This window comes from Exiguobacterium sp. 8A (assembly GCF_902506275.1).
Classification (GTDB): Bacteria; Bacillota; Bacilli; order Exiguobacteriales; family Exiguobacteriaceae; genus Exiguobacterium; species Exiguobacterium profundum.
Genome location: NZ_LR733630.1, coordinates 2,705,981 through 2,731,791 on the forward strand (window position 1 = coordinate 2,705,981; position 25,811 = coordinate 2,731,791).

Sequence of the window (25,811 nt, forward strand, 5' to 3'; positions counted from 1 at the left end):
GGGATGTTTGTTTACTGCTTGATCGTCGACTTGATGTCTTCGATATGTTTCAAAGCGACAGTCGTGTCGACTTGTGTGAAGGAGTGTAAGATTTCGTATAGTCGGACTTGCTCATCGAGATCGAAAACAAAGTTTTGGTAGGTGATCAGCTCTTTGATCCACTGTTGGCGATTGAGCACAGGGACCTCGGCAGATTCGATTTGTTTGAGCGTCGAACGATTGCTGAACACAATCCATGAGTGGAGATGGGTTCGGTCCACTCCAAGCACTTGCTCGATGGCTTTGAGATGCAATTCATTTTGCTTGATTGGATTGAAGAAGCGGTGTTTTTTACGGCGGGGGAGTGTCTGCGTCCAGTATTGGTCACGTGCCCGACCGAATATCCAACCGCTATAGTTTTTGGACTCGATGACATGTACCCCGGATTGGTTGATTAAAATGACATCGATCTCAGTGGTTCGATCTTTTTTAGAAGGATGGGGGAGATACAGGTTTGTCAGAATCAACGGTTGAAAGAACTTTGACTCAATCTCCGCCACACATAGGTACTCTCCGAATAGACCGGTGTCTTGAACCACTTTGAAGTAAGAATGTCGAGTTTGTTGAGAATATTGACTGTTTTTATAACGCTTGACCTTATAGATGATGATGAGTGTGAGGACGAGAAATATGGGTGCGAATATGCTAATCAAGGTGACGAAAATACCTTCGAACAATTCTGTTAGTAGTGAAGCCATCAAATCCCTCCCTTTGTATCCACTATACAAGAAGCGAGATGATTCATATGTATATTTTTTACAATCGAGGATAATCGTTTTTTACATCATAAAGGACCCATCGAAATGGGTCCTTTTGCTTAGGTTTCATGCTTCAGCGCCTCACGCTCTTCTTCTGTAAAGACTCGAGAACGTCCTAAAAATCGTTTCCCTTCGACACCTTCAAGGGAAAACATACCACCTCGACCATCGACCACATCGATGATCAGTTGTGTATGTTTCCAATAATCATATTGTTTCTCATGGATATAAAATGGCGTCTCGCCGATTTCACCGAGAAGAACATCGTGGTCGCCCACCATGAACTCGTCACGTGGGAAACACATGGGAGAGCTCCCGTCACAACATCCTCCTGACTGATGAAAGAGGAGGGGACCGTGTTTTGATTTGAGACGTTCGATGAGTTCGAGCGCGGCGGGGGTGGCCTCGACTCGTCTCACCATCTTAGAAGAACCCGAGTTTTTGTTCGCTGTAGCTGACGAGCATGTTTTTCGTACGTTGATAATGACCGAGCATCATCTTATGGTTCTCACGACCGATTCCGGACATTTTGTAACCACCGAATGCAGCATGTGCCGGATAGGAGTGGTAACAGTTGATCCAGACACGTCCTGCTTGAATTTCACGACCGAAGCGGTATGCACGGTTCATGTCTCGTGTCCACACGCCTGCCCCGAGTCCGTAAAGGGTATCGTTCGCGATGGCGAGTGCTTCCGCATCATCTTTGAATGTCGTCACGGATAAGACCGGTCCGAAAATCTCTTCTTGGAAGATTCGCATCTTGTTATGACCTTTGAAGATGGTCGGTTGAATGTAATACCCATCCGCGAGCTCTCCGTCCATCATGTTGCGCTCTCCACCGATTAGACACTCTGCGCCCTCTTCTTTCCCGATTTGGAGATAAGACAGGATTTTTTCCATCTGTTCGTTCGACGCTTGTGCACCCATCATGACATCGGCATCGAGTGGGTTACCGAGCTTGATTGCTTTGACGCGTTCTAGCACGCGTTCCATGAACTTGTCATAAATCGACTCTTGAATCAAGGCGCGAGATGGGCATGTACAGACTTCCCCTTGATTCAAGGCAAACATGACGAGACCTTCGATTGCTTTGTCGAAGAAATCGTCATCCGCTTCCATGATGTCGGCAAAGAAGATATTTGGTGACTTTCCACCGAGCTCAAGCGTGACAGGGATGATGTTTTGAGAAGCGTACTGCATAATGAGGCGACCTGTCGTCGTCTCACCGGTGAAGGCGACTTTATCGACACGGTCACTCGATGCGAGTGGTTTTCCTGCCTCGAGACCGAAACCGTTCACGATATTGATGACACCAGGTGGTAATAAATCTTCGATGAGTTCCATGAGAACCATGATTGAAGAAGGTGTTTGTTCTGCCGGCTTTAAGACGACACAGTTTCCGGCAGCGAGTGCCGGTGCGAGTTTCCAGACCGCCATCAAAATCGGGAAGTTCCATGGAATGATTTGAGCGACGACGCCGAGTGGCTCATGGAAATGATAAGCGACTGTATCGTGGTCGAGTTCACTGATGCCGCCTTCTTGTGAGCGGATGACCCCTGCGAAGTAACGGAAGTGGTCGATGGCGAGCGGAAGGTCAGCGTTGAGCGTTTCCCGAACTGCCTTCCCATTTTCCCATGTTTCCGCATAGGCGAGCATTTCAAGGTTCTCTTCCATGCGGTCTGCAATTTTATTCAAGATGACAGAACGTTTCGTGACAGACGTTTTGCCCCAATCCTCTTTGGCTGCATGAGCGGCATCCAAAGCAAGTTCAATATCCTCTTTCGTTGAGCGGGCGACTTCACATAATACTTTCCCATTTACAGGAGATGTGTTTTCAAAGTATTCTCCACCAGCCGGTGCGGTCCACTTTCCGTTAATGTAGTTCTCATAACGGTCTTTAAACTGTACTTTCGTTCCTGCTGAGTTCGGTACTTCATAAATCATGATCGTTCCTCCCTTTTCATACGAGATAGAGGAGTTATGTATGCGCTTACATTTTTCAGTAAGCGAACGACTCCCTTTTTTCATCGTAACGGTATGATGTGATAAAAGTCAAAATTTTTCGACAATAATTTGTCAATCTTTTGTAAAAACGTTTTGAACTCAAGATTTGTGGAAATGACTAGATTGTACACATTAATTTATCCATAAGGAGTGAGTCACGATGGCTAAGACATATCAAATTGACCCGGCGCATAGTTCGATCACGTTCACGGTCAAGCACATGATGATTTCCAAGGTGAAGGGCGAATTCGAAGAATTTGATATTAAGGCGAACGGTGAGCCGAGCGATCTAGCGAATGCGAGTGTGAAAGTGACGATTCAGGCAGCATCGATTGACACCAATAACACAGATCGGGATAACCACCTTCGTTCAGGCGATTTCTTCAATGCCGAGGAACATCCGCATCTCGTCTTTCATTCAACTTCTTTCCGTTCAAAAGGGGGCGGAGAATTCGAAGTGACAGGGGATTTAACGATTCGAGGAACGACTCGGGAAGAGACGTTCGAAGTGGAGTATGAAGGAAGCGCCAAAGACCCATGGGGCAACACGAAACACGCCTTCTCCGGAGAAGGGTCGCTCAACCGTGAGGACTATGGATTAACGTGGAACCAAGCGCTTGAGGCGGGCGGTGTTCTCGTCGATAAGAAAGTCAAATTCGAGTTCGAGCTCCAATTCACTGAATCGGAGGCATAAGAAAAGTCGCTCAGGTGAGCGACTTTTTATTGTTCGTATACCAATTTTTTCTGAAGACTGTCTTCGCTAAACACCCAACCTGTAAAGGATGACAACACGTCATTCGTCTGCTCGTCGACGATGACGACCGCAACGAACGGATACATGTTTTTAGAGAAATAACGCAAGTTTGTAAAGCGGTATTCGATCATCCCGTTATGACGTGTCACGGTGTACGTGTGAATTTTAGAAAACTCGAGGAACGCCTGTAAGTCTGCATTTTTCCGAGCCTCTACGAAATGGAGATCTTCTTCTCCTGGCATCGGTTTGTCGCGGAAGCGACCACATTCGATGACTTTGCCTTTTTTTACTTTTACGGCTCCGAGACCATCACGGAAACGGACGGCGACATGCCAGTCATCCCAACCGATTCCTGGAGAGATGAACAATTCATGTGCCCCTGCAAAGTGTCTCGCCACGGTAGCGAGCGCGCGGTTACGTAATTTAAACTGAATGGCATAGTAACTGATGACAAGCGCAATGAGCAGTGCAAAAATAGGGACAGTCGCACCCGTTATCATCCATAATGCATATGCACCGTAATAAGCGGAGAACAAGTACGGATCAAACGTCCCGATTACGCCCCAGCCGATCCATTTTTTCGAAAAAGGTTGTAGCGCTTGCGTCCCGTAGGCATTAAATAAGTCGACCGTGACATGAAGCAACACGGCGATTTGTGCCATGACCCATAGGGAGGCAGGATTGACACCGAGGACCGTCCCGATGACAGCGCTGACGATGATTGGCCAAGCGAGAAGCGCGGTGATTCCATGTGAACGACCACGATGCTGGCGTAAATACGTACTATTTCCTTTTAACTTAAAGACGGTGTCGAAGTCTGGTGCGTGCGAGCCGACGAGAGCCGTGGCTGTCATCGCTAAAAATAGTTGTGCATCACCTGACACTTCTGGGCTGAGCGTCGCGATGGCACTTAAACCAAGTCCCATACCAATGTGTGTCGCAGTATCCAATGTGCGTCAGCACCTCCATCAATAATGAAAGAATTACGTCATCTATTCTTATTTATCATACAATATTTTTAAAACGAGGGGAAACACAATGCTTAATCTTGATAAAATGTTCACAAATTATAATATTCACCATTTCAACGCGGAACTCGTCACGTGGTTTAATCGCGAAAAGCGTGATTTACCTTGGCGTCATGCGAAAAATCCTTACCGTGTGTGGGTAAGTGAAGTGATGTTGCAACAGACACGAGTCGATACGGTCATCCCATATTACAACCGGTTCATGGATCGCTTTCCGACGCTCGAAGATCTCGCAGTTGCTGACACGGATGAGGTCGTAAAGTATTGGGAAGGGCTCGGTTACTATTCTCGCGTCCGAAACTTACACGAAGCGGTCAAAGAAGTCGCTTCTGTTTACGAGGGGATTGTCCCGGAGGAGAAGGAACGTTTCGAGAAACTGAAAGGGGTCGGACCATATACGACGGGAGCCGTACTATCGATTGCGTACAATCAACCGGAGCCGGCTGTGGATGGAAACGTCATGCGCGTCATGTCCCGTCAATTCGGGATCTATGACGACATCGCCTTGCCGAAGACGCGCAAAATCTTTGAACAAGTCGTTCGTCGATTGATGGATCCGACTCACGCATCCGATTTTAACGAGGGCGTGATGGAGTTGGGTGCGACGGTCTGTACACCGAAAAATCCGATGTGCTCACTCTGTCCCGTGCAAGACACATGTTATGCATATGCGCATCATGTACAAGATGAGCTGCCGGTCAAAACGAAGAAGGGAGCAGCACGTATCGAAATGTATGACGCGCTGTGCATCGAGAAAGATGGAAAAGTTGCCTACGAACAACGAGCGGATAAGGGGTTGCTTGCTGGGATGTGGCAATATCCGCTTATGGATCGAGGAACGGGGGAACAACTTAACGGAACGTATCTTGGGCAAGTGAAACATGTCTTCTCTCATATCGTTTGGTATATCGATTTGTATCGCGTCGATACGCTTCCGACGGATGACGTCGTCTGGCTAGACGCTTCGGAGCGTGAGGTGAAGACGGTTTCTGTGGCTCAACAAAAATTAGAACGATTGGCAGGTGGCGAACGTGAGACGATTTGATGTAGAGTCGACACATGATACGACGGTCGATTCACTTTGGGATTTGTTACAGGATGCCTCGCTTTTGACGAAGCTGACGAAGTTTCCTAAAGTACGCTTAGTGGGGGATGGCGCCTCGGTCGAAGGGAATGAAGTGAAGTTGTTCGTTGGGGTCGGTCCGGTGGAACTGCCATGGACCAGTGCCATCACCGTTGTGGGAAACCAGGCATTCTGCGATCAAGGAAAGACGTTGCCGTTTCCGTTCAAGCGGTTCACACATGTGCACCGGGTCGAGTCGCGTGATGGCAAGGCGGTCATGATCGACGAAGTGACGTTCGATAGCTATGTCCCGAACATACTCGTCGAGTATTTCGTGCTTCGTCCGATGTTCCAAGAACGGGCGCGGGCCTTCCAAAAAACACTAAATTCATGAAAATAAGAGATTTCCTTTTTCATTGGTTCTGAAAGTCGCTATAATTAAATATGAGAATTGTATAGCATCATAGCGGAAAGGAGGAGCTTATGAGCTTATTTCCCAAAGCAGGTAGCAAAATCGAGATACAGAGCTACAAGCACAACGGAACTTTGCATCGCGTTTGGGAAGAAACGCTCGTCCTTCAGTCGTCAAAAACGGATATGATCGGATTCAATGATCGCATCATGGTCAGCGAGTCAGACGGTCGGCAATGGAGAACGCGAGAGCCGGCAATTTGCTACTTTTCATCTGAGTATTGGTTCAATGTCATCTGTATGATTCGCGAAGACGGGATTTACTACTACTGTAATCTAGGTTCGCCGACTACATTTGATGGGGATGAACGTGCCATCAAATATATCGATTACGATTTGGACATCAAGGTGTTCCCGGATATGTCGTACACGATTTTAGATGAAGATGAATATGAGCGGCATCGTCGCGAGATGAATTATCCGAAAGCGATTGATCGAATCTTGAAGCAGAACGTGCAAGAACTGATCAACTGGATTCGAGGACGGAAAGGGCCGTTCAACCCAACATTCGTCGATGAATGGTATCGCGAATACGAAGCACGTTACCGGAGATGATTCCTCATCTCCGCTTTTTTTCTTAAGTCAGGAGGCATTATGGGTAGTATTAAACGTTATTTGCAGTTTGTTCGTCCGTATAAGAAACAAATTGCCCTTACCATTTTCGTCGGGATTTTGAAGTTTTCCATCCCGCTCGGATTACCGTTACTTTATAGATATGTCATCGATAACTATTTGACGGACGACGCGCCGAGGCAGGACTACACGACGCTCGTCTGGTTGTTCAGCATCGTTTTCTTCGTCTTCTTGGTCCTCAAGCCACCGATCGAATACTTGCGTCAATATTTGGCGCAGTGGGCCGCAACGCGTGTCTTGTTCGATGTGCGGAACCGGTTATTCGACCACGTCCAAAAGTTGTCACTCCGCTATTATTCAAACAATAAGACGGGACAAATCATTTCACGGATCATCAATGACGTCGAACAGACGAAAGACTTCGTCATCACCGGGCTGATGAATATTTGGCTCGACATGGTCACCATCCTTATCGCCATCGGGATCATGTACACGATTGACCCGCAACTCACGTTGATTGCGATTTTACCACTTCCGTTTTATGCGATCGCAGTCCGCTATTTCTATGGGCGGTTGCGTCGTTTGACGCGTGAACGGTCGGCGGCACTCGCTGATTTACAAGGGCATTTGACAGAGCGCGTCAACGGGATGGCGGTCATTCGGAGTTTTGCGCTAGAGCCATATGAGAATAAGGCATTTGAACAACAGAATGGTGGTTTCCTGAACGCGGCACTCAAACATACGAGTTGGAACGCAAAGACGTATGTCGTCGTATCGACCATCACCGACATCGCGCCAATCCTCATCTTCACGACGGCATCGTGGCTCGTCATTCAAGAAGCGGTATCGCTCGGGACGCTCGTCGCGTTCATCGCGTACATCGACCGACTCTATGCACCGCTCGGTCGTCTCGTCAACTCGGCGACGACACTCACGCAGTCGGTCGCATCGATGGACCGTGTCTTCGAGTTTTTGGATGAAACATATGATATCGAAGAGAAATCGAACGGGTTCGTCCCGTTGTCGACAGCAGGTAAAATCGACCTTGAGCATGTGAGCTTTTCGTATGAACAGGACGGGGCACGAGCGTTGAACGATGTGAACCTTCAAATCCGCTCTGGTGAACGAGTGGCGTTTGTCGGAATGTCCGGTGGAGGGAAGTCGACACTCGTCAGTTTGATTCCGCGTTTCTATGACGTGACGGATGGAAGCATCAAAATCGACGGCGTCGATGTGCGTGATTTCAAATTACGTGCACTTCGTGATCAAATCGGAATGGTCATGCAGGATTCGGTCCTCTTCAGCGAATCGGTCGCGATGAATATTCGGATGGGGAAACCGGATGCGACGGATGAAGAAGTCATCGCGGCGGCCAAGGCGGCGAACGCCCATGAGTTTATCTCGAAATTACAGGACGGGTATGCGACACCGGTCGGGGAGAAAGGTGTCAAACTGTCTGGTGGACAGAAGCAACGGCTTGCGATTGCACGTGTCTTCTTGAAGAATCCACCAATCTTGATTTTAGACGAGGCGACGAGTGCGCTTGATTTAGAAAGTGAAGCGATGATTCAAGACTCGTTGGCCCGTCTGACGAAAGGGCGGACGACGTTAATCGTTGCCCACCGTTTGTCGACCATTACGGACGCCGATCAAATCGTCGTCGTGGATAACGGTCAAATCATGGAGACGGGTACGCATGAAGAGCTGATGCGTCGTCGCGGGGCGTATTACGACCTGTATATGATTCAAGATTTAGCTGTAGTTGAATAATGAAAAAAGTCGAGTCCCTATGGGCTCGACTTTTTTAGCGGTCTAAAAATCGTTTACGAACATCTGGTGAAGGGAGTGTGCACACTTCCTTCTTTCCAAATAGACGTGTCCGATATTTGGCGAACAACGTATATCCATGATCACGAATCGGTCTAGGTATGAAACGAATGAGTCGAAGCAGGCGCCAACGGCCATCAAGGTGTTCGGCAATTCGAATCGCAGCGTCTGATTTTAAGTAAGGAACCCCTTCCTCAATATAGACGATGCTGTCGACTGATTCCGGGATCCGGTGTCGTGCTCGGAGCGACTGACCGACCTCGCTTTGGAGCGAAGCAAAGTGAATCGAGGCGTGTCGATCATGACGAATGATGAACTGAACACTGGCATCACAGAAGTTGCAATCGCCATCAAATAAAACAATCGCAGGCAAGTACTTCGCCTCCTTCATCGTACTGTTTTACCGTTTTGTCTTCATGTTAAACGTCAAGCAGCGAGTTGGCGAGCAGGTTGCATCTTGTAGAGCGATACATAATACAAGTAAGCACCGAGGGCACCGAAGACAAACATGTAACCGCTCATCAAGACCGGACCGATGAACGCGCCGACGACAATTCCTGCCGCAGCAACCAACTTGGCTCCATGGAATGTGAGCCCGCCGAACGCGAGGTAGGAAGCCCGACGTTCAGGATTGAGGAGGTCAACCTGTTTCACTTGCCGAATCGGAGAGTAGAGGAGTTCGCCGATTGTGAAGATGATTGCGAGTGTGGCCAGGACGATAAAGGAGTTCATCGAGGTAATGGCGGCGTATGCTGTGATATATAACGATAAGCCAATGAAGAATATGGTCTTCTCTTTGAAACGTTTGACGAAAGCGGTGACCGCAAACGTGATGGCGACGACGAGCAAGGTGTTCTCTAGTTGCATAAACGCCATCATGCGAACCCCATCAAAAGGTATCCCGAGAATTTGACGACTTTCGAATGACTCTGCTAAATGGACACCGATATAGTTCGCCATATGAAACTCGGTCGAAAAGACGAGCATACTTCCAAATACGAATGTGATCCATCGGCGGTCGCGTAACGCGATTTTATAGTTTTCGATGACACCATGAATCGGATTTGACGGTGTTGAACGATTGCCGGTGTATGTGTCGACCAAATAGCGTTGAAGGACGATGGTGGTCACAGTGAGAATGACCGTCATACCAATGAAGAGGGCGAAACGATGGTCGCGATAGAAGGCGCCGCCGAGCATGACGCCTCCGGCGATAGCCAAGTTGACGAGCCAGTAGTCATACACGTAGATGGCTTTTCGATTCGATTCTTCCATGGAGTCGATGACGATTGCCTCAAGTGCCGGATAGTTCAATCCGTTCGAAACGGCATGTCCGAAGTAGAGGATGGCGACGACGAGTGCCCAGTTATTCGATGGGTGAATGGCGATGGTCATCCCAAGAAAACAGATGATTTGAATCACCTGGCCAATTTGTAAGACAACCTTCCGATTGAACCGATCGGAAAAGTACCCACCGAATAGACCGGTCAAGTAACCGACGATAACGAATGAGGTCATGATGATTCCAGCGGGGACTTTCCCCAACTCTTCTGAGAAATAGAGTGCCATGAATGGGAAAATGGCTGATCCGACGATTCGAATACAAAATCCGCAAACGAGTCGCAAACGGACATTTAATGGAAAATCTTTAAATTTCATATGGTGAGCACCTCCTTGGTTCTACTGTAATGGGGGACGGTACATGATAAAAAGAGACACTTTTTTTAAAGATGTCCCCTTTTACAAAAAAAGAGATGCTCGCGCATCTCCCTCTCTTACAATTGAGCAAACGAGCGGTGGACCGCTTCGATCGTCTCTTCGATATCTTGTTCCGTATGCTCTGTCGTCAAGAACCAGGCCTCATATTTCGATGGAGCCAAGTTCACGCCATTCTCAAGCATCAACTTGAAGAAACGTCCGAACTTCTCACCATCTGACTTTTCCGCACCTTCATAGTCGGTGACGATTTCATCCGTGAAGTAAACGGTGAGTGCCCCCTTCAAGCGGTTGAGCGTGATGGTAATGTCATGCTTTTCGGCCGCCTCGCGGATGCCAGCTTCCAGTTTTGCACCGAGTGCGTCTAATTTCTCATAGACACCAGGTTGCTCGAGCACTTCAAGGCAAGCGATTCCTGTCGCCATCGAGGCGGGGTTACCGGCCATCGTGCCGGCTTGATATGCAGGTCCGAGTGGAGCGACCGTCTCCATGATTTCAGCCTTGCCCCCGTAAGCACCGATTGGTAGACCGCCACCGATAATCTTACCGAGCGCTGTCATATCCGGTTCGATGCCATACACTTGTTGGGCACTTCCGTATGTGAAACGGAACGCCGTGATGACCTCATCATAGATGACGAGTGCGCCGTGTTCATGTGTGATGTCATTGACAGCTTGTAGGAAACCTGGCTTCGGTTCGACGATTCCGAAGTTCCCGACAATCGGTTCGACGAGGACACATGCGACCTGGTCTCCCCATTCTTTCATCATCTCGCGATACGCTTCGACGTCGTTGAACGGGACGGTGATGACTTCTTTGGCAGTGGCTTTTGTCACACCTGCAGAGTCCGGAGAACCGAGTGTCGCTGGACCACTACCTGCCGCAATCAGCATGAGATCCGAATGACCGTGATAACAACCGCTGAATTTCACAACGAGTTCACGACCGGTGTAAGCACGGGCGACTCGTACTGTCGTCATGACGGCTTCCGTCCCCGAGTTCGTGAATCGTACTTTATCCATCGAAGGGATGGCTTGTTTTAGTTTCTTCGCAAACTCGACTTCGAGACGATGAGGTGTCCCGTAAAGTAAGCCTTTTAAAGAAGCATTGACGAGCGCTTCATGAATATGGGGATGGGCGTGACCGGTAATGATTGGACCGTACGCTGCCAAATAATCGATGTAGCGATTCCCGTCTACATCATAGAAATAGGCGCCTTCGCCGCGTTCCATATATACAGGAGCACCGCCACCGACCGCTTTGAATGAGCGGGACGGACTGTTGACACCTCCGACGATATGTGTGAGTGCATCTTGGTACAATGCATCAGATGACTGACGAGTTGATGAAGTAGTCATATGTATTGCCTCCTTATTCAAATTCGCACTTATTGTAACATAGCCGTCAACCGCTTAAGCTCAGTGTTTGACGAGTAGTTGAGAAATCAGTACACTATTTATAAAGATTACTATGTAAGAAATAAGTTAATGTTCAAAACTATTTCGCATGAATTTTATAGAAGAAATGAGGGATTGACGTGGGAAGCGAAATGCTTGACCATGCTGTTCAGTCGCTCCGGGAACATGGAGTCAGAATGACGCCTCAGCGCCAGGCCATTTTGGAGTACCTCGTCACGGAGCACAGTCACCCGACTGCGGATGACATTTATAAGGCACTAGCCGCACGGTTTCCGAACATGAGTGTGGCCACTGTATACAACAACTTGCGCGTCTTTAAAGAGGTAGGTCTTGTTCAAGAAATGAACTATGGGGACGCCTCGAGTCGTTTTGACTTTGTGACATCGAAGCACTATCACATCATCTGTGACACGTGTGGAAAAGTCGTCGACTTTAACTATCCTGTATTAGATGAAATCGAATCGGTTGCATCTCAATTGACTGGATTCAAAGTTGATCGTCACCGTCTTGAAGTGTACGGAACGTGCCCGTCTTGTCAGTCTGAACAATCGCAAACACATTAAAAAACCACATCCGAGCAGTCGGATGTGGTTTTTGGGTTAGTCCGTTTGTTGTGACTGACGTTTGTTGTATTTCTCATCGAACTCTTTACCTTCAAGTGAGCGGTCGATTGTGAGCGGTTCGTCGCAATGCATACATAAGTCGACGCGTCCGAGCATCTTCGTCTCTTTTTCACAGTTCGGACAAGTCACGATGATGGCTTTTGTCGAGGCCATCCCGACGATGAAGTAAAGGGCAGAGCTCGCAAGTACCATGACAAATCCGAGAAGCATGAAAATAATCATGAGCCAGGTGATGGATTTGGCGAGAAGGCCGAGATACATGACCCCGATCCCACCGAAGATAAGAAGTAATGCTATATTACGTGCGCGGTTGATTTTGTTCCCCCGTTTTTTCATGAGTGAATCCCTCCAATAGTCTGTCTCTATCATAGCTCATCTTCAAACGAGTGAGAAGTTCCTGCACTTTTTCGGCAGGAGTTTTTTGAAAAGAGGGCGAAATTGGTTCGTATCGAAAATGACAATCGTCATATATAGTCAACTTGCGATTGGGAGAGAAGGGGTCCAGATGACGATGGAATATGCGACTCGCACCATTTACTCAGAATATGCTGCATTAAAAACGACACTCGGGATTATTGAAGTGAAGAAAAAGCGGGCACGTGATCCGTTGACGGATCAATCGGATCGCCTGCTCATTGTGATTGAAGCAAAACCAGAACCATTTTGGACGGTGAAACACTATCAGGTCGGTCAAGAAAAAATTGTCCTGCACGTAGTCAGTGACTCGATGATGGATCGGTGGATTGTCTTGAATGAAAATCGGCGAGCCATTCATTGGATTGAAGACGGAATCGTCTTGTTCGAACGAAATGAGTACATTTTAGAGTTACGACAGCGCAACCGTAATTTAACGAATCGGGAACAACGTTTACAACTCTCAATCTCTTTCGCAAAGTTGTTGCGTCGGTTTGAAGACGGACGTTATCTATTTTTGGAAGGGGAGTTCCAAGACGCCTTCACTCAGATTCATCATGCGCTCACTCACCTGGCACGCCTCTCGATTCTTGAGGCGGGGATTCATCCGGAAATCGTATTGTGGGAACAGGTACGAGCCATTGACCTCGAAATTTATAAGCTGCACGATGAATTGGTCGGAGGACAAGAATCGCTTGAACAGCGCATCCACCTTGTCGTCATTGGCATGGAACATTTGATTCAATCGAAAGTGTTGCCTGGGACGTTGTTATTACTTCAGACGATGCAGGAGAAAGGCGGAGCGTGGACGTTCTCAGAATTGATGGAACATCCGAATTTGAATGAGCTCCGTGTCGACCTTGGAAGCATCATTGGTTTTCTAGTGAAAAAAGGGTATGTTCGAACGGTCACGAGACCGACGAAAGGGGTCGGGGTAGAGGCAGTGCTTTATGAGATTGCTTAACTTCCCTTTCATAGGAACAATGAGGAGAAAATCAGTTATATGAAACTATTGAAATTTAGCGTGGGAACCGTCTTTATTTTATTTGTCACGATTGTGATTTCTGTCTTTGTCGCCCTTTTTACGATGGGAGACCCCATCACACTCGGGCGACCGATTATTTGGACGATATGGTATATGGCCGTTCTACTAATCATATGTATGGGACTCTATGATTTTTCGTCCTTTTCAAAACAAAAGATTCGAAAAGTTCTCGGCTGGGGTGCGTTAGTCGGTGCTGTCCTCTTCGCTTCTGTGAAAGGATATTATATGTATCAAGATAATTTGAAGATTGAGGAACGCGGTGTGGAGTTGATGGATTATCAGCCGTTCACGGATTCAGAACAATTGGCGAGACTCGATCACGAGGCTTCGGTGAAGTTTGAGGAAGGTTTGCCGCGATTAGATGGAGCGACAGCGCTCTATCCGATGTACGCTTCATTCGTGGAAGCAGTCTATCCGGACTCGGAAACGTATGATCCATATAATGATCAAACGAGTAAAGTCGTGTCGACGACAACACCGGAAGCGTACAGCCGACTGATGAACGATCAGACCGACTTGATTTTCGTCGCTGGTCCATCTGACCGTCAATTGAAGGTTGCGAAACAAAAAAACGTTTCTTTACATATGACGGCGATTGGAAGGGAAGCATTTGTGTTCTTCGTCCATGAAGATAACCCGGTCGATTCTTTGACGATGGAACAAGTTCGGGGGATTTATTCAGGAGACATTCGGAATTGGGAAGAGGTCGGAGGGGACTCGGAATCCATTCGTGCTTTTCAACGACCGGAGGACAGTGGCAGTCAAACGGCGTTACAAAAGATGATGGGCGAACAAAAGCTCATGGAGGCGCCGGTAGAAGATGTTCCTGAAGGGATGGGTGGAATCATTCAACAAACTTCATCGTATCGGAACCATAAAAATGCGATTGGATTTTCATTTAGATACTATGCGACAGAAATGGTGCATGACCATGAAATCAAGTTACTTCGTATAGATGGAATCGAACCGACCGTTGAAACGATTCAGGATGGATCGTATCCACTGACTTCTGAATTTTATGCGGTGACTACGGAAGAGAAGGCAGAGCGATATGAAGAATTTCTAAAATGGCTCGAAAGCGAGGATGGGCAGACGTTAGTTGAGAAGACGGGCTATGTCCGTCTCGATTAATACAAAGCAGAAGGTTTACTTTTCATCATGTTGATGGGAAGTAAATCTTTTTTAATTTTTATTGTTTTTTGTATTGACGAAGTGGTAAATAGAGATTATATTTATAAACGTTGTCACGGCAAAAGATTATTTCAGAAAAACAATTTGTGAAAAAGTTGTTGACGAAAACAATCAAAACGTGATAGATTAATGAAGTCGCCAAGAGCGGCAGACGAACTTTGAAAACTGAACGATGAGGCGAAAATAAGTTTTACAATTTTTGAATGAAGCGCAAGCTTCGTCAATTTAAGAGCTATATCAAATTCTTTGGAGAGTTTGATCCTGGCTCAGGACGAACGCTGGCGGCGTGCCTAATACATGCAAGTCGGACCCCTCAGAGACGATGAGGTAGATAGGTCATGGGTGGAAGCGTGGTGACACGTGGAGCTGAATGATACTAATCGGTCGAGGCTTTGATCTAGTCTAATGGTTTGTGTTGATGAATCCTCAGTTTTGAGAGAACAATCTCTCTAAAATATGTTGACATTATCGATAAATAATGTTAATATAATACTTGTCTGGTGGCGATAGCGAGACGGCCACACCCGTTCCCATGCCGAACACGGAAGTTAAGCGTCTCAGCGCCGAAAGTAGTTGGGGGATCTCCCCCTGTGAGGATAGGACGTTGCCAGGCAAAATCGTTCCGCAATAGCTCAGTGGTAGAGCAACCGGCTGTTAACCGGTAGGTCGTAGGTTCAAATCCTACTTGCGGAGCCACTTTCTCTTTTGGAGAGCTGTCCGAGTGGCCGAAGGAGCACGATTGGAATTCGTGTAGGCGGCAAAACCGTCTCAAGGGTTCGAATCCCTTGCTCTCCGCCAGTTTTTCAAATATGTAATGGCCCGTTGGTCAAGCGGTTAAGACACCGCCCTTTCACGGCGGTAACACGGGTTCGAATCCCGTACGGGTCACCATTTAATTTTATATCGTCGCGGGGTGGAGCAGTCTGGTAGCTCGTCGGGCTCATAACCCGAAGGTCGTCGGTTCAAATCCGGCCCCCGCAATTAAGTCCGGTCTCGTGGTGTAGGGGTTAACATGTCTGCCTGTCACGCAGAAGATCGCGGGTTCGAATCCCGTCGAGACCGCCATTTTTATTTTAAAATCAATCATACTACATATGGCTTTGTAGCTCAGTTGGTAGAGCAAAGGACTGAAAATCCTTGTGTCGGCGGTTCGATTCCGTCCAAAGCCACCATATGTGGGGGGGTAGCGAAGTGGCTAAACGCGGCGGACTGTAAATCCGCTCCCTCGGGTTCGGCGGTTCGAATCCGCCCCCCCCCACCACTTAGGGGCATAGTTTAGCGGTAGAACTACGGTCTCCAAAACCGTCAGCGCGGGTTCGATTCCTGCTGCCCCTGTTTTTAATTTCATCATGGCGATTGTGGCGAAGTGGTTAACGCACCGGATTGTGATTCCGGCATTCGAGGGTTCAATTCCCTTCAGTCGCCCCATTATTATTGGGCTGTAGCCAAGTGGTAAGGCATCGGATTTTGATTCCGACATGCGTAGGTTCGATCCCTTCCAGCCCAGCCATTTTGCGGAAGTAGTTCAGTGGTAGAATACGACCTTGCCAAGGTCGGGGTCGCGGGTTCGAATCCCGTCTTCCGCTCCAATGACTTTTGGCGCCATAGCCAAGTGGTAAGGCAGAGGACTGCAACTCCTTTATCGTCGGTTCGATTCCGACTGGCGCCTCCAACATAATATGCCGGTGTGGCGGAATTGGTAGACGCGCACGACTCAAAATCGTGTTCCTCTGGAGTGTCGGTTCGACTCCGACCACCGGTATCCGTATGACTCTAACTGAGGTTAGGGTCTTTTTTTATTTTAATTTCATATTTATTCCATATTGATTTGTAAATCAATGTAATTTAAAGTAATATATATAAAGCGATAAAATGATTTTTGTGAAACGGTATAAGAGTTCTATTTTTGTGACTAACTATCAATAGTTAGACATATTATTTATGAAAGAAATAGTACATCAGGAAAAACTATAGAAAAACTGAGTCATGGGGGTATGGTTTTGAAATCAAGAATAACAGAAAGTGAAAGCTCTATTGTTTTGTCAGTTGCTGCTGGACAAACAATTCATTTAATCGAAAAATGCTTTGTGCATGCTCATCCTATCTCGAATGGATATAATTATACACCTACGAAATATATAACATTCCGTCAAGCGAATGGTGGTGTAATGAACAAAATTTACAATATAGATCGAACGTTCCCTATCGAGATGAAAAGTTGGGAAAAGGAAATTAATCAATTTGATATACCAGAAAATATAAAAAAAGAACTCACAATGTATATTACTAGTCGGTACAAAGATTTTGATTTTGACAAGGCCCCAAAATATAAATTTTATTTATTGCGTTTGCTTTGTGAACTTCCGAATAATCCTCATCCGCCATCAAATAATGCAGGAGGATGGTACTATGACTTGAAAGATTTGAAAGAGAGTACTGGGGTGGTGAACACGATTAAAAAATCCAAATAAGTCTGATTGATTTGGATACTTGTCGTAATAGATATTTTATTTGTTGGCGCTAAGGATTCACTAATTCATGATTTAATTCACTATTATTATGTGAATAGTATCCTGAACAATATTATACGGAGAATTTACTATTTTTAGTAAGCTATGGTGTATCAAACTATTAAACCATTAAGATATAGCGAGATACTTTATTGAGTGACTTTAGAAAAACTTACGAATACTTGTTGACAGATTAATAGTATAGGTGTATATTAACTATAGTCGCTTGAACGACAACAATATTTCATGCGGGTGTAGTTTAATGGTAAAACCTCAGCCTTCCAAGCTGATGACGAGAGTTCGATTCTCTTCACCCGCTTCATATCTCTCTGCCGAGTGGCGGAGAGATTTTTTGTATGCGAAAATATATAGAGGAGGTGAACGGAATGGACCCGTACACATTAAAACAACAAATCTTAGCGTATGCCGAAACCATCGGGATTGATGAGTTGAAAGTGACGACAGCTGATCCGTTCATCGTCATGAAACATCGACTTATTCGGCAACAAGAGAAAGGGTTTGCCTCTGGGTTTGAAGAGCCCGACTTAGAGAAGCGTACGAACCCAGAACTCTTACTTGAAGAAGCCCAGTCGATCATTGCAATCGCCATCGCCTATCCAAGTAAATTAAAAGATGCGCCCCGTAGTGTCGCCGGCGAGAGACGAGGGTTGTTTGCTCGGGCCTCATGGGGACTCGATTACCATCGGGCGGTCGGCGATCGATTGGCCAAACTTCAAGCGTATATCGAAGAATTGGTTCCAAACGTGCGGACGCGTTCGATGGTCGATACGGGTGAACTCGTGGACCGTGCCGTCGCAGAACGAGCTGGGATTGGATTTAGTGGGAAAAACTGTTCCATCATCTCTCCTGAGAAAGGGTCCTATCTTTATTTGGGCGAAATGATTTTAGATGTTTACTTACCACCGGATGAAGCGATTGAAGACGGATGTGGAGATTGCAATAAGTGTATGACAGCTTGTCCGACGACGGCCCTTGTTGAGCCGGGTGTCCTCGATGCGAAGCGCTGTATCGCCTATCTCACACAGATGAAGACGTTGATGCCACGAGAGTTTCGGTCGAAGCTTGGGGGGCGATTATATGGATGCGACACGTGTCAGCAAGTCTGTCCATATAACCGCAAAAAGGACTGGCGTCACCACGAAGAACTGTTACCGGAAGCTGAGATCGTCAAACCGCTCTTAGAGCCTCTTCTGACATTGAGCAACCGGGAGTTCAAACAAAAGTTCGGACATTTATCGGGCGCATGGCGCGGGAAGAAACCGATTCAACGAAATGCGATTTTAGCACTCGCGCACTACCGTGAGCCTTCAGCGATTCCAATCTTACGGGAATTCATCAAACAGGATGAACGCGAAGACATGCGCGCGACGGCTGTTTGGGCAATCGGTGCGATTCTTGGACCTGAGGCCGATTCGATATTTGAAGAGATTGAACGGAATGAAACGTCTGACATGGTTCATGAAGAGATTCGTATCTATCGAGAGGAGTGGGCACATGAAGATCGTGTCGTCTAAGTGGGGACCGCTAATGTACGAGATAAATGGATCAGGTAAGTTGACCGAATTGGAGTTCACAACACATGAACCGACAGAGGAAGCACCTGAGTGGTTGCGAGATCTCATGACACGAGTCGAGAAGACAGGATTTCAAGAAGCAGATCGTGCCTATGTCGAAATGAACGGAACACCGTTTCAACAGGAGGTTTGGGATGCGCTCTTGACCATTCCATATGGCGAGACACGCACATATAAACAAATTGCCGAACAAATCGGTCGACCAAAGGCCGTTCGCGCCGTCGGACAGGCGCTCAATCGAAATCCATTGCCGATTCTGTTTCCGTGTCATCGTGTCATTGGAAGTAGTGGAAAGCTTATCGGTTTTGCGGGAGGGTTGTCTGAGAAACAACGCCTTCTAGAATTTGAAATGAAAAAGTGAGGGAAATCAACCATGGCGATTCATGTCGTAATGTTTCAACCAGAAATACCAGCAAATACAGGGAACGTCTCACGTACGTGTGCGGCGACGAATTCGGTCCTTCATTTGATTCGTCCGCTCGGATTCTCGACGGATGATAAGATGTTAAAGCGTGCCGGTCTCGACTATTGGCAATTCGTCGATGTACGCTATCATGACTCGTTAGAAGAGCTGTGGGAGAAGCATCCGGATGGTCAGTTCTTTTATATTACGAAGTACGGGGAACAATACCCGAGTGATTTAGACGTTTCAGATGTAGACGGTGACTACTTCTTCGTCTTTGGTCGTGAGACGAAAGGGTTGCCGATGGAAGTCATCGAGAACAATTTGGATCGCTGCATCCGCCTACCACAATCGAACCTCGTTCGTTCATTGAACGTATCGAATACAGCAGCCATCATCGTATATGAGGCGCTTCGCCAACAGGGATATGCAGGATTGAAATAAAAAAGAGCCGGATTCGTAAGAATCCCGGCTCTTATTCGTTACCCTCAGGTTTACGGTTATATCCAGCTGTCAAAATCGCTGCGAGGAAGACGACGCTGATTCCAACCATCAATAATAGGCCCATCCAAAAATCCCCCTTTTATTCTCCATAACTATAAATAGTATAATATACTTGGTAGGTGAATTGCACTGAATATAAGAAATTACTGTGAAATTGGAGAAGGAACATGAAAACGAATGTGTACTTACTGAGCTATGCCCCACTCATCGGAATTATTTTGTTTTCGATGTCACTTGCGATTGCGACCTCCGAGTACGTAATCCAATGGCTGAATCAAATTGGCGTATATAGTGAAATTATCGAACTGTTATCCGTGCAAGAGACGAAAGTGCTCGTGCTCGTCGTATTCTTTACGATTTTCTTTATGTTGTTTAGCGCATTCAAATTGGTAGCCGATACGTTCAATCAACTCGGTTTCGCTTTTTTTGCGCGAGAGACAAATGGCACGTCGCTTCATCGGCTCAAACCTGGTGCCATCATCTTTCTCATCGGGTCCGGAATCAGCTTTCTCTTTTTGAACACTTTGCTCGCCGTTATCGCCGTGCTCGTTGGCACGCTCTTGATGTATCTCTTTTACTATGTCTGGCAAGTAAGCCAATCGATGTCCGTCCCACGTGCCATCGGCTTATTACTTATGCAGGCCGTCATGTGGGCGACGTTGGTCAGCGGGTTAGGTTGGTCGGTCCTTCGCTTGTTTAACTCTGTCGGAGATATCATCTTATGAAGCATTCTTTTGGACCAACCTCTGATGTGATCGAAGCGTGGTGTCTATCATTTGTCCCGGAGGAAACCTTGTATTGGATTGATTCTTCATTTCTTGAGGATATACCGAGTTCCTGTCTCGTGATTCCGAGGCAGGAGTTTTTCAATCATCCGCTTTACCGCAGACCTGATATCACGAATCCATATGTGACGTGGCAGATGGGTCAGGACGTGACCCATGTCGTCCATGCGTTCTCTAGCTTTTTGAAGGAGTTACAGGAGCACGTCAAAACACGTTTAATGGAATTTCAAGTGACGACCCATCGTGGTCTTGTTTTGCCGCTATCGGTCGAGCAGATGAAACATCTATCGAATGAAGCCATTGTAGAGAAGGACGGCACCCATCTCATCGTCTTGCATTCGAAAAATTGGAATGAACTCGACATCGAGATGCGTCATTCTCTTCTGCTCGACTATGCGAAGGAGTGGGATCGTTGGGAAGGGGAACCCGGTGATGACTCGATTGCCTCGCATCTTGCGGACTATGCAAATCGGTTTCCCATCCAGGATGGAAGTAACTGTCTCGCAGCGACGTTGTTTGCGGTCACAGGAAACGAACAAATCGTTCACCGATGGGTTCATCCAGAGACGTTCCTTCAGACATTAAAGCGAAGTAGGTACGAAACTGTGAAGGATGATACACTAAGGCCGAATGACGTCCTGACGTTTTGGAGCGACCAAGGGCAACTGGTCCATGCGAGTTACTGTGTGCGACAAGGACTATATTTCAATAAACATGGTCAAGTCCGTTTCAATCCATGGAAACTAATCAATCACGACGAGTTAATGGAGCATTGGGGAGCATATCGACTTCAAATCGAACGTCGATTATAAAGCAAAAGGAGTCAGTCCACTTTTCAGTGGCTGACTCCTTTTATTGATGTGCCTGTGTCCAGACAATCGCCGGATACGCACGGTTGGCGAGTTCCGGGAATGGGCGAGGCGTATCGGCACCGAGCCAGATGGCGGTGATGGTGCGATCGGTCAGTCCGACATACCACATATCTTTGTTGTCGTTCGTTGTTCCGGTCTTTCCTCCGAGATACTCAAACTCACGTTTCAGCTGATTCGCATAGCGACCTGTGCCGTATGAGGTGACGGTCGATAACGCCTTCTTCATTTCGCTGATGGTTTCCGGAGACCAGACTATCTCTTCCGTTAAGATCGGGGTCAACGTTGGTTCACCGGACTTGAATGTGATTTGTTTGATTGTATGTCCGGATGTATACTCGCCTTTATTTAAGAACGGGGTATAGGCGGCGGCCAGTTCTTTTGGGGAGACGCCTTGTGTGAGACCACCAAGCGCACTCGCTAAGTTCTCGTCCTGTTCATCCCATTGACTGAACATCATGTCTGCCGTCTTGTACGCGCGTTCCTGATCGATTGCTGAGAAGGCGGCGAGGGCAGGGGTGTTATACGAGAAAGCGACCGCATCTTTCAATAAGACATCGCCTAACACACGGTCGTGACTATTTCCGGGACAATAAGAACCGTAACAAGTCGGACGGCCGTCGAGTACCGTGTCTAGTGTCGCTCCCGTCTCTTCGATGAATGGGGCGAACACGAGAATCGGTTTGATGGCGGAACCAGGTTGGCGGTACGCCTGGGTCGCTCGGTTGAACTCACCGACCTGCGTCATCTCAGAGTCGACCATGGCCACAATTCTCCCTTGAGGTGTGAGTTCCGTATAGCCACCGTTCACACCGGGAGGAAGTTGACTCATCACTTGTTTTGCTTGTTTCTGCTTCCCGGTTGATAAGTAAGTCTCGATTGTCGCTTCATGCGTGGACAAATAATCTCTCGCCTCGGCATCATCTAAGTCGTAGCGTGACCGTACCAATTGAATCGCTTCGCGGACGGCTGTATCCATGTAGTCCGGGTATTGAATCGTTTGACTGCGAAACGACGCTTGTAGCTTGACGCCATGATACTGATCGTAGGCACTCTTCGAGAGAACACCCGCTTCAAACAGTTGCGTCAAGATTCGGTCCTTTCGCTCGAAAAAGGCGTCGGATGGATTGAGCGGATCATAAAGTGACGGGTTATTCGGCACCGTCAACAAGTAAGCGAGTTGATTCCAATTCAAGTCGTCGAGCGGTCTTGAAAAGTATGTATCGGCTGCCGATTGAATGCCATATACATTATGTCCAAAAAAAATAACGTTGCTGTAAGCTGTTAAAATTTCTTTCTTGCTATAATTTTTTTCTAGTGCTCGAGCAAGCAATAACTCTTTCACTTTTCGTTCATATGTCCGTTCATGTGTGAGATACACGTTCCGTGCCAACTGTTGCGTGATTGTACTCCCACCTTGGACAGATGTCTCGTTCGCGTTATTGATAAATGCTCGGGCAATCCCGCTCAAATCATAACCGGGATGGGCATTGAATTTACGGTCCTCGATGGTCGTGATCGCATCTTGAATATGTTCGGGTAACGCTTTCGGAGACACGTCATTTCTGCGGCCAGCCAAGTAGATCTGCTGTTCTCCACCGTTGTATGCGAGTGTGATGGCATGCTTTGACGAGAGTGGTTGTGCCGATACCAGCTCTTGTCCCCAAGATAGAATTTCATCTGCCTGGTCAATCTCTTCTTTCAATGCAGTGGCAAGTGACAAGGAAGCGGCCAAAAGTCCAGCAAAAAATAAGGTTCCAATCCAAGCTCTCATCTATTTCACCTCTCTCTATACATTATATCGTCCAATTTACAAAAAAATAAAAATGTAAACGTTATCATATAATAATTCGAGAAGGAATACTTTAGGAAAGGGCGAAAAAGGGTAAAAGAGGTTGTATATCACGATTTTGAGGAGGCTTATTATTTATGAAGCAAGAAATGGTTGCGATGCTCCTTGCAGGAGGAGAAGGAAAACGATTGGGGCCTCTCACGCGAAAGACGGCGAAACCGGCCGTGAATTTCGGTGGAAAGTACCGCATTATCGATTTCCCATTGTCAAACTGCACGAACTCGGGAATTACAACAGTCGGGGTATTAACGCAATATGAGCCACTTGAATTGAATCGTTACTTAGGAATCGGGACGGCATGGGATTTAGATCGTCGCAACGGGGGGTTAGCCATTCTCCCACCTTACCAAGCACAGTCGGGGAAAAACTGGTACGAGGGGACGGCCAATGCAATCTATCGTAACTTGAGCTATATCGATGATTACGATCCAGATTATGTGTTGATTCTTTCGGGAGACCACATCTATAAAATGGACTACGAGAAAATGCTCGAAGCCCATAAAGAAAAACAAGCCGATGTGACCATCTCTGTCATGGAAGTGCCGTGGGACGAAGCGCCGCGTTTCGGAATTTTGAACACAGCGGATGACCTCCGCATCAATGAGTTCGAAGAAAAACCAGAAGAACCGAAGAGCAACTTGGCTTCGATGGGGATTTACATCTTCAACTGGAGCGTCTTGCGCGAACATTTGATTAAAGATGCTGAAGACGAAACGTCTAGCTTTGACTTCGGGAAGAATATCATTCCGAACACGCTTCTTCAAGGACTCGACGTCTTCGCTTATAAATTCAAAGGCTATTGGAAAGACGTCGGTACGATCCAGTCTCTTTGGGAAGCGAATATGGACCTCTTGGAAGAAGAGCCTCCATTCGATTTATATGACCCGGAGTGGAAAATCTATTCGGTCAACCCGAACCAGACTCCTCAGTATATTGGAAAAGACGCTTGTGTCGAACAGTCTGTGATTAACGAAGGGTGTCATATCGAAGGCGAAGTCCAACATTCAGTGCTATTTTACGATGTCCGTGTTGGAGAAGGTTCACTCGTTAAAGACTCGGTGATCATGCCAGGAGCTAGAATCGGGAAGGATGTAACAATTCACAGAGCCATTGTCGCTAGCTGTGCAGTCATTGAAGACGGCGCGACAGTAGGTGAGCCGGGTGGTGAAATCGTTGTTATTGAACCACACGAAAACATTGAAAGTGGAACCGTCTTCAAACAAAGAGTTTGATACGAGTAAAGAGACACGCAAGGAGGCGTTACTGTTGACGAACGATTTATTAGGGGTCATTAACTTAGGAACGGAACAAGGTCTGTTTCCGGAATTTACTGGACATCGTAATCTGGCATCAGTCCCATTCTCAGGACGCTATCGCCTGATAGACTTCACCTTGACGAATATGATCACACAAAATATTAATCAAGTCGGGATCTTTACGTTAGATAAGTATCGCTCATTGATGGATCATCTCGGTTCAGGGAAAGAGTGGGATTTGGACCGTTCGCAAGGAGGTCTCCACATCTTCCCACCAGCGTTGAAACCGGACGGGGAAGCGTATCTTGGCGACTTGGCCAACTTCTCGATGCACCGTGAACACTTCATTCGCAGCAAGCAGCCGTATGTGGTCATCACAGGTTCGAACGTTTTGACGACAATCGATTATACCGACATGCTCGCACATCACAAATCAATGGGCGCGGACATCACGCTTGCCTATACGACGCATGAACAGAAATGTGGTTACTGCCGTCCGATTCGCCTTGGGGAGAATGACCGCGTCGTCGGCATCTCTGAGCGAGGCTTCTCACCGGATGATGAGTACACATATACGGAAACGATCATTATGTCGAAGAATCTCTTTATGCGCCTCGTTGATGAAGCGACCTCTAAAGGCGAATATGACTTGTTGGACGGTGTCATTCGTCCTCAGCTCCATCGTTTACACGTGCACGGGTACCATTATGTCGGAAAAATGCAGGTCATTCATTCGGTACTTTCTTACTATAATGAAAGCATGCGATTACTTCGTGGCGAAGGCATCATTTATGACTTCCCTCATATTTATACGAAAATCAAACATGAGCCACCGACTCGCTATTTGAAAGGATCAAAAGTTAACGAGGCGCTCGTGGCAAATGGGTGTAAGATTCATGGCGAGGTGCAAAATAGCATTCTCTTCCGTGGTGTTGAAGTCAGTAAGCACGCACGTGTAAAAAACTCAATCATCTCATCGAAATCGATTATTGAAGAAGGGGCTGTCGTTGAAAATGCGATTTTGGATAAAGAAGTCGTTGTAAAACGAGGACAGGTCATCCGAGGCACAATCGACGAACCGATTGTCATCGCAAAACGAACAGTGGTGTGAGG

Annotated in this window: 25 protein-coding genes, 14 tRNA genes and 1 rRNA gene; 31 read left to right on the plus strand and 9 right to left on the minus strand. The window is 47.0% G+C overall.

The window, feature by feature from the left end; genetic code table 11:
- Positions 1-11: 11 nt before the first annotated feature.
- From GVY42_RS14195 to adh, 3 genes are all read right to left on the minus strand, one after another.
- Positions 12-737, minus strand: coding sequence for a nuclease-related domain-containing protein (locus GVY42_RS14195; protein WP_159563585.1), 726 nt, complete (start codon positions 735-737; stop codon positions 12-14).
- Positions 738-856: 119 nt separating this feature from the next.
- Positions 857-1,219, minus strand: coding sequence for a DUF779 domain-containing protein (locus tag GVY42_RS14200; protein WP_015880890.1), 363 nt, complete (start codon positions 1,217-1,219; stop codon positions 857-859).
- Between the two features lies 1 nt (position 1,220).
- The gene (gene adh / locus GVY42_RS14205; protein ID WP_159563586.1) at positions 1,221-2,741 is read right to left on the minus strand and encodes an aldehyde dehydrogenase; all 1,521 of its coding nucleotides are present in this window, start codon (positions 2,739-2,741) and stop codon (positions 1,221-1,223) included.
- Positions 2,742-2,961: 220 nt separating this feature from the next.
- Between adh and GVY42_RS14210 the strand changes: the two genes are divergently transcribed.
- Complete coding sequence (locus GVY42_RS14210; RefSeq protein WP_159563587.1) at positions 2,962-3,495, plus strand: YceI family protein; 534 nt, start codon at positions 2,962-2,964, stop codon at positions 3,493-3,495.
- A gap of 26 nt (positions 3,496-3,521) precedes the next feature.
- On the opposite strand, the gene GVY42_RS14215 is transcribed toward GVY42_RS14210, so the two are convergent.
- Positions 3,522-4,505, minus strand: coding sequence for a metal-dependent hydrolase (locus tag GVY42_RS14215; protein ID WP_015880893.1), 984 nt, complete (start codon positions 4,503-4,505; stop codon positions 3,522-3,524).
- An 88-nt stretch (positions 4,506-4,593) separates the two neighbouring features.
- Here GVY42_RS14215 and mutY point away from each other — a divergent pair, with 88 nt between their 5' ends.
- The 4 genes from mutY (at position 4,594) to GVY42_RS14235 (ending at position 8,460) form a co-directional block, all read left to right on the plus strand.
- Complete coding sequence (gene mutY, locus GVY42_RS14220) at positions 4,594-5,628, plus strand: A/G-specific adenine glycosylase (protein WP_159563588.1); 1,035 nt, start codon at positions 4,594-4,596, stop codon at positions 5,626-5,628.
- Positions 5,615-6,040, plus strand: a complete 426-nt coding sequence (locus tag GVY42_RS14225; protein ID WP_159563589.1) for a hypothetical protein — start codon at positions 5,615-5,617, stop codon at positions 6,038-6,040. The genes mutY and GVY42_RS14225 overlap by 14 nt, the downstream gene beginning before the upstream one ends.
- Positions 6,041-6,129: 89 nt before the next feature.
- The gene (locus tag GVY42_RS14230; RefSeq protein ID WP_015880896.1) at positions 6,130-6,672 is read left to right on the plus strand and encodes a DUF402 domain-containing protein; all 543 of its coding nucleotides are present in this window, start codon (positions 6,130-6,132) and stop codon (positions 6,670-6,672) included.
- Between the two features lie 39 nt (positions 6,673-6,711).
- Positions 6,712-8,460 (plus strand): ABC transporter ATP-binding protein, encoded by a 1,749-nt coding sequence (locus GVY42_RS14235; RefSeq protein ID WP_159563590.1) that lies wholly within the window; start codon positions 6,712-6,714, stop codon positions 8,458-8,460.
- A 34-nt stretch (positions 8,461-8,494) separates the two neighbouring features.
- On the opposite strand, the gene GVY42_RS14240 is transcribed toward GVY42_RS14235, so the two are convergent.
- The 3 genes from GVY42_RS14240 to GVY42_RS14250 form a co-directional block, all read right to left on the minus strand.
- Positions 8,495-8,890, minus strand: a complete 396-nt coding sequence (locus GVY42_RS14240; protein WP_143180258.1) for a thiol-disulfide oxidoreductase DCC family protein — start codon at positions 8,888-8,890, stop codon at positions 8,495-8,497.
- Positions 8,891-8,943: 53 nt separating this feature from the next.
- On the minus strand, positions 8,944-10,176 hold the full coding sequence (locus GVY42_RS14245) for an MFS transporter (RefSeq protein ID WP_159563591.1): 1,233 nt from the start codon (positions 10,174-10,176) through the stop codon (positions 8,944-8,946).
- A gap of 116 nt (positions 10,177-10,292) precedes the next feature.
- The gene (locus GVY42_RS14250) at positions 10,293-11,591 is read right to left on the minus strand and encodes a glutamate-1-semialdehyde 2,1-aminomutase (protein ID WP_159563592.1); all 1,299 of its coding nucleotides are present in this window, start codon (positions 11,589-11,591) and stop codon (positions 10,293-10,295) included.
- Positions 11,592-11,782: 191 nt separating this feature from the next.
- Here GVY42_RS14250 and perR point away from each other — a divergent pair, with 191 nt between their 5' ends.
- Positions 11,783-12,214, plus strand: coding sequence for a peroxide-responsive transcriptional repressor PerR (gene perR / locus GVY42_RS14255; RefSeq protein ID WP_031421138.1), 432 nt, complete (start codon positions 11,783-11,785; stop codon positions 12,212-12,214).
- Between the two features lie 36 nt (positions 12,215-12,250).
- On the opposite strand, the gene GVY42_RS14260 is transcribed toward perR, so the two are convergent.
- Positions 12,251-12,610, minus strand: a complete 360-nt coding sequence (locus GVY42_RS14260) for a YgzB family protein (RefSeq protein ID WP_031421140.1) — start codon at positions 12,608-12,610, stop codon at positions 12,251-12,253.
- 169 nt (positions 12,611-12,779) lie between these two features.
- Between GVY42_RS14260 and GVY42_RS14265 the strand changes: the two genes are divergently transcribed.
- From GVY42_RS14265 to GVY42_RS14375, 23 genes are all read left to right on the plus strand, one after another.
- A complete protein-coding gene (locus GVY42_RS14265) occupies positions 12,780-13,652 on the plus strand; it encodes a nucleotidyltransferase-like protein (protein WP_078147894.1) in 873 nt (290 codons plus the stop codon).
- Positions 13,653-13,691: 39 nt separating this feature from the next.
- Positions 13,692-14,864, plus strand: coding sequence for a substrate-binding domain-containing protein (locus GVY42_RS14270; RefSeq protein ID WP_159563593.1), 1,173 nt, complete (start codon positions 13,692-13,694; stop codon positions 14,862-14,864).
- A gap of 556 nt (positions 14,865-15,420) precedes the next feature.
- Positions 15,421-15,537: ribosomal RNA gene (gene rrf / locus GVY42_RS14275) — 5S ribosomal RNA — on the plus strand.
- 8 nt (positions 15,538-15,545) lie between these two features.
- Positions 15,546-15,620: transfer RNA gene (locus GVY42_RS14280), tRNA-Asn, on the plus strand.
- Positions 15,621-15,631: 11 nt separating this feature from the next.
- Positions 15,632-15,722: transfer RNA gene (locus tag GVY42_RS14285), tRNA-Ser, on the plus strand.
- Between the two features lie 18 nt (positions 15,723-15,740).
- Positions 15,741-15,815: transfer RNA gene (locus tag GVY42_RS14290), tRNA-Glu, on the plus strand.
- A 16-nt stretch (positions 15,816-15,831) separates the two neighbouring features.
- Positions 15,832-15,905 (plus strand) — tRNA-Met (locus GVY42_RS14295).
- An 8-nt stretch (positions 15,906-15,913) separates the two neighbouring features.
- Positions 15,914-15,989, plus strand: a tRNA-Asp gene (locus GVY42_RS14300).
- 31 nt (positions 15,990-16,020) lie between these two features.
- Positions 16,021-16,096, plus strand: a tRNA-Phe gene (locus GVY42_RS14305).
- A gap of 5 nt (positions 16,097-16,101) precedes the next feature.
- Positions 16,102-16,185: transfer RNA gene (locus GVY42_RS14310), tRNA-Tyr, on the plus strand.
- Positions 16,186-16,188: 3 nt separating this feature from the next.
- Positions 16,189-16,259, plus strand: a tRNA-Trp gene (locus GVY42_RS14315).
- A gap of 17 nt (positions 16,260-16,276) precedes the next feature.
- A tRNA-His gene (locus tag GVY42_RS14320) sits at positions 16,277-16,352 on the plus strand.
- A gap of 7 nt (positions 16,353-16,359) precedes the next feature.
- Positions 16,360-16,434 (plus strand) — tRNA-Gln (locus GVY42_RS14325).
- Between the two features lie 4 nt (positions 16,435-16,438).
- Positions 16,439-16,513: transfer RNA gene (locus tag GVY42_RS14330), tRNA-Gly, on the plus strand.
- 9 nt (positions 16,514-16,522) lie between these two features.
- Positions 16,523-16,596, plus strand: a tRNA-Cys gene (locus tag GVY42_RS14335).
- A gap of 9 nt (positions 16,597-16,605) precedes the next feature.
- Positions 16,606-16,686 (plus strand) — tRNA-Leu (locus GVY42_RS14340).
- Between the two features lie 238 nt (positions 16,687-16,924).
- Positions 16,925-17,395, plus strand: a complete 471-nt coding sequence (locus GVY42_RS14345) for a hypothetical protein (protein WP_159563594.1) — start codon at positions 16,925-16,927, stop codon at positions 17,393-17,395.
- Positions 17,396-17,682: 287 nt separating this feature from the next.
- A tRNA-Gly gene (locus GVY42_RS14350) sits at positions 17,683-17,753 on the plus strand.
- Positions 17,754-17,820: 67 nt separating this feature from the next.
- The gene (gene queG, locus GVY42_RS14355) at positions 17,821-18,969 is read left to right on the plus strand and encodes a tRNA epoxyqueuosine(34) reductase QueG (protein ID WP_159563595.1); all 1,149 of its coding nucleotides are present in this window, start codon (positions 17,821-17,823) and stop codon (positions 18,967-18,969) included.
- A complete protein-coding gene (locus GVY42_RS14360; RefSeq protein WP_159563596.1) occupies positions 18,950-19,390 on the plus strand; it encodes a methylated-DNA--[protein]-cysteine S-methyltransferase in 441 nt (146 codons plus the stop codon). Before queG ends, GVY42_RS14360 begins: the two co-directional genes overlap by 20 nt.
- 12 nt (positions 19,391-19,402) lie before the next feature.
- Positions 19,403-19,876, plus strand: coding sequence for a tRNA (uridine(34)/cytosine(34)/5-carboxymethylaminomethyluridine(34)-2'-O)-methyltransferase TrmL (gene trmL / locus GVY42_RS14365; protein ID WP_015880908.1), 474 nt, complete (start codon positions 19,403-19,405; stop codon positions 19,874-19,876).
- A 227-nt stretch (positions 19,877-20,103) separates the two neighbouring features.
- Positions 20,104-20,661: a DUF5366 family protein gene (locus GVY42_RS14370; protein ID WP_074037691.1), complete on the plus strand. Its 558-nt coding sequence runs from the start codon at positions 20,104-20,106 to the stop codon at positions 20,659-20,661.
- Positions 20,658-21,533, plus strand: a complete 876-nt coding sequence (locus tag GVY42_RS14375) for a hypothetical protein (protein ID WP_159563597.1) — start codon at positions 20,658-20,660, stop codon at positions 21,531-21,533. The genes GVY42_RS14370 and GVY42_RS14375 overlap by 4 nt, the downstream gene beginning before the upstream one ends.
- A 40-nt stretch (positions 21,534-21,573) precedes the next feature.
- Here GVY42_RS14375 and GVY42_RS14380 read toward each other — a convergent pair whose 3' ends face one another.
- Positions 21,574-23,364 (minus strand): transglycosylase domain-containing protein, encoded by a 1,791-nt coding sequence (locus GVY42_RS14380; RefSeq protein ID WP_159563598.1) that lies wholly within the window; start codon positions 23,362-23,364, stop codon positions 21,574-21,576.
- Positions 23,365-23,519: 155 nt separating this feature from the next.
- Between GVY42_RS14380 and GVY42_RS14385 the strand changes: the two genes are divergently transcribed.
- Entirely contained in the window at positions 23,520-24,674 is a 1,155-nt protein-coding gene (locus GVY42_RS14385; RefSeq protein WP_015880913.1) for a glucose-1-phosphate adenylyltransferase, read from the plus strand.
- Positions 24,607-25,809: a glucose-1-phosphate adenylyltransferase subunit GlgD gene (glgD, locus tag GVY42_RS14390; protein ID WP_236548973.1), complete on the plus strand. Its 1,203-nt coding sequence runs from the start codon at positions 24,607-24,609 to the stop codon at positions 25,807-25,809. Before GVY42_RS14385 ends, glgD begins: the two co-directional genes overlap by 68 nt.
- Positions 25,810-25,811: the final 2 nt, after the last annotated feature.

Excerpts from the sequence above, each read along its gene's own strand:
- GVY42_RS14195 (WP_159563585.1), bottom strand. The coding sequence starts at position 737 with ATGGCTTCACTACTAACAGAATTGTTCGAAGGTATTTTCGTCACCTTG.
- GVY42_RS14200 (WP_015880890.1), bottom strand. The coding sequence starts at position 1,219 with ATGGTGAGACGAGTCGAGGCCACCCCCGCCGCGCTCGAACTCATCGAA.
- adh (WP_159563586.1), bottom strand. The coding sequence starts at position 2,741 with ATGATTTATGAAGTACCGAACTCAGCAGGAACGAAAGTACAGTTTAAA.
- GVY42_RS14210 (WP_159563587.1), top strand. The coding sequence starts at position 2,962 with ATGGCTAAGACATATCAAATTGACCCGGCGCATAGTTCGATCACGTTC.
- mutY (WP_159563588.1), top strand. The coding sequence starts at position 4,594 with ATGCTTAATCTTGATAAAATGTTCACAAATTATAATATTCACCATTTC.
- GVY42_RS14230 (WP_015880896.1), top strand. The coding sequence starts at position 6,130 with ATGAGCTTATTTCCCAAAGCAGGTAGCAAAATCGAGATACAGAGCTAC.
- GVY42_RS14235 (WP_159563590.1), top strand. The coding sequence starts at position 6,712 with ATGGGTAGTATTAAACGTTATTTGCAGTTTGTTCGTCCGTATAAGAAA.
- GVY42_RS14245 (WP_159563591.1), bottom strand. The coding sequence starts at position 10,176 with ATGAAATTTAAAGATTTTCCATTAAATGTCCGTTTGCGACTCGTTTGC.
- GVY42_RS14250 (WP_159563592.1), bottom strand. The coding sequence starts at position 11,591 with ATGACTACTTCATCAACTCGTCAGTCATCTGATGCATTGTACCAAGAT.
- perR (WP_031421138.1), top strand. The coding sequence starts at position 11,783 with ATGCTTGACCATGCTGTTCAGTCGCTCCGGGAACATGGAGTCAGAATG.
- GVY42_RS14260 (WP_031421140.1), bottom strand. The coding sequence starts at position 12,610 with ATGAAAAAACGGGGGAACAAAATCAACCGCGCACGTAATATAGCATTA.
- GVY42_RS14265 (WP_078147894.1), top strand. The coding sequence starts at position 12,780 with ATGACGATGGAATATGCGACTCGCACCATTTACTCAGAATATGCTGCA.
- GVY42_RS14270 (WP_159563593.1), top strand. The coding sequence starts at position 13,692 with ATGAAACTATTGAAATTTAGCGTGGGAACCGTCTTTATTTTATTTGTC.
- queG (WP_159563595.1), top strand. The coding sequence starts at position 17,821 with ATGGACCCGTACACATTAAAACAACAAATCTTAGCGTATGCCGAAACC.
- GVY42_RS14360 (WP_159563596.1), top strand. The coding sequence starts at position 18,950 with ATGAAGATCGTGTCGTCTAAGTGGGGACCGCTAATGTACGAGATAAAT.
- trmL (WP_015880908.1), top strand. The coding sequence starts at position 19,403 with ATGGCGATTCATGTCGTAATGTTTCAACCAGAAATACCAGCAAATACA.
- GVY42_RS14370 (WP_074037691.1), top strand. The coding sequence starts at position 20,104 with ATGAAAACGAATGTGTACTTACTGAGCTATGCCCCACTCATCGGAATT.
- GVY42_RS14375 (WP_159563597.1), top strand. The coding sequence starts at position 20,658 with ATGAAGCATTCTTTTGGACCAACCTCTGATGTGATCGAAGCGTGGTGT.
- GVY42_RS14380 (WP_159563598.1), bottom strand. The coding sequence starts at position 23,364 with ATGAGAGCTTGGATTGGAACCTTATTTTTTGCTGGACTTTTGGCCGCT.
- GVY42_RS14385 (WP_015880913.1), top strand. The coding sequence starts at position 23,520 with ATGAAGCAAGAAATGGTTGCGATGCTCCTTGCAGGAGGAGAAGGAAAA.